This is a genomic window from Streptomyces calidiresistens (assembly GCF_014141525.1).
GTDB classification, from domain to species: domain Bacteria; phylum Actinomycetota; class Actinomycetes; order Streptomycetales; family Streptomycetaceae; genus Streptomyces; species Streptomyces calidiresistens.
On sequence record NZ_VKHS01000812.1, the window covers coordinates 1 to 2,333 of the forward strand.

2 protein-coding genes are annotated in these 2,333 nt (G+C 76.9%); both read left to right on the forward strand.

What is annotated here, in order from left to right:
* The first annotated feature begins 148 nt into the window (after positions 1-148).
* Positions 149-955, forward strand: coding sequence for a serine/threonine kinase C-terminal domain-containing protein (locus tag FOE67_RS23020; protein WP_182666761.1), 807 nt, complete (start codon positions 149-151; stop codon positions 953-955).
* Between the two features lie 518 nt (positions 956-1,473).
* Positions 1,474-2,333 (forward strand): protein kinase (locus FOE67_RS23025; RefSeq protein WP_182666762.1); only part of this gene is annotated, 860 nt, incomplete at its 3' end.

The window sequence follows — 2,333 nt, forward strand, 5'->3', positions numbered from 1 at the left end:
TGTATAAGAGACAGCCGCGGGCGGGGGCGCCGGAGCCGGCTCCCCCGAGCGGTCCACGGCCCTCGCCGAGGGGGGTGCCGCCCGCCCCGACCGGGCCGAACGACGCCGTCGGCTCCTCGGGGGCGCCGCGATCCTGCTCCTCCTCGCCGTGCTGGCCGCGATCCTGGTCCTCGCCCTCTCCGGCGACGACACCGACGGCTCCGGTGGGAACGGCGCGCCCGACACCTCCGAGGGGACCGCCGGTGTCGACGGCGAGGAGGGCACCGACTCCGGGAACGCGGAGGACACCGGGAACACGGGGAACGACGACGCCGCCCCCGGGGACGGCGCGGACAACGGCACGGACGGCGACGCCCCGGAGTCCGACGATCCGGCCGGCCCCGACGCCGGCGCCGAGGGCTCCGGGAACCCCGGCGGGGGTTCCGGGGCCGGCGGCCCCGGCGACAACGGGGCCCCCGGCGACAACGGCCCCGGGGACGGCTCGGGCACGGACGTGCCGGACGGGTTCACCGTGATCACCAACGAGCGCTACCGGTTCGCCCTCGCCCTGCCCGACGGCTGGACGCAGACCGGTACCGCGGGCCGGGACTCCGGCGCCATCCACAGCGGCCCCGGCGGCGGCCCCCCCAAGGTGCAGGTGGACTTCACCCCCACCCCCCAGACGAACGCCGAGTCGGCCTGGCGGGTCCTGGAGCCCGCCGTCCGGGGGAGCAGCACGGGATACGAGCACCTCTCCATCGAGACGGTCGAGTGGCGGGACTACCCGACGGTCGCCGACTGGCAGTTCATCAGGAGCGAGGGCGGACAGCGGGTGCGGATCCTCAACCGGGGATTCCGGGTGGACGACAACCGCGGCTACGCCATCATGGTCACCTGCGCCGAGAACGCCTGGGACGAGGAGGAGTGCCGCACCATTCGGGACACCGCCCTGGCCACATTCAGGCCATTGGACTGACCCGGAGTTGACAGATCGTGGGCGTGGTATGCCCACGGCACGTATCGTGTGCATCCGGTCTCCGTGGTCGCGCGACGCACGGGTCCGGTGGGACGACCGGGGCCGGCGGTCCCACCGACCCGCCGGCGCCCCGCCCCGGTGGTCGGGGTTCCGCGCGGGCCACCGGTCGCCGGTCGCGACGACGGACGCGCCGAACCACATCGTGAACACCTCCCCGGGACCTCCGGACCGTCCGGACGTCCGCGCCACCGGCTCCGCCCGCGGTGCCCGGCGCCGACCGCGTGGCGCGAACCCACCGCGCGGCGGGGGGAGATCCGGAGCCGGCGGGGCGGCGACGGGGAACGACAGGCGGAGGGGGAGGATCCGGTAGCGGACCGCCCCCGACGGGTAGGACGAGGAATCGACGGGTTCCGCGCCGGGGCGCGGAACCCCCGGAACGCACCGGATCCGCGGGGCGGATCGGGCGAACGGACGTGGCGTCGCGAGGGCGGCGTCACGGGGCGACGAGGGGAGGGGCCGTGGACGGTTTCCCGGGACGGGTGCTGGCCGACCGCTATCAACTGCCGCGCCTTCCCACCGACGAGTTCGAACTCGTCGAGTCGAGGGCCTTCGACACGGCCAGTGGCCAGGAGGTGCTGGTCCGTCAGGTTCCGCTGCCCGAGGTCGTGGACGCGGAGACGCTCGACGGCACCCGGCCCGGCGGCCCCGGCGGTTCGGGGGGATACCCCCGCGCCACCCGCACCCCCGACGACCCGGTGGTGCGGCGCGCGGTGGAGGCCGCGGCGGCCGCCGCCGGCCTGCCCGACCACGCCCGCCTGGACCAGGTCTTCGACGTCTTCGTCCAAGGCGACGGGCTGTGGATCGTCAGCGAGTTGGTCCCGGCCCGCCCGCTGGCCGCCCTCCTCGCCGAGGCCCCGCTGAACCCCTATCGGGCCGCCGAGGTCGCCGCCGACCTGCTGGCCGCCCTGCGGGTGGTCCACGCGCACGGCTGGGTGCACCGCAACCTCACCGCCCGCACCGTCCTGATCTGCGACGACGGACGGGCCCTGCTCACCGGTCTGGCCTCCGGCGCGGCGGAGGAGGTGCTGTGCGGGTACGACCCGTTCCCCGCGGCGGGTCCGGCCGCCGAGCACCGCGAGCCGCCCGGTGCCGGGGGCGAGGGGGGCCGCGGTCCCCGGGACACGGCTCCGCGCCCGGTCGAACAGTCCGGCCCGCCCCGGGAGATGCCCGGCGGGCCCGGCCCCTCGCACGGCCCCGGCCACAACCGGATCGATCCGGTCGACCGGGGCCCGGAGACGATGCGGCTGCGCACCACCGGCCCCGCCGGCGGCCCGCCGTACGATCCCGCCGCCGCCCCTCCCGGCGCGGCGTCCCCGCC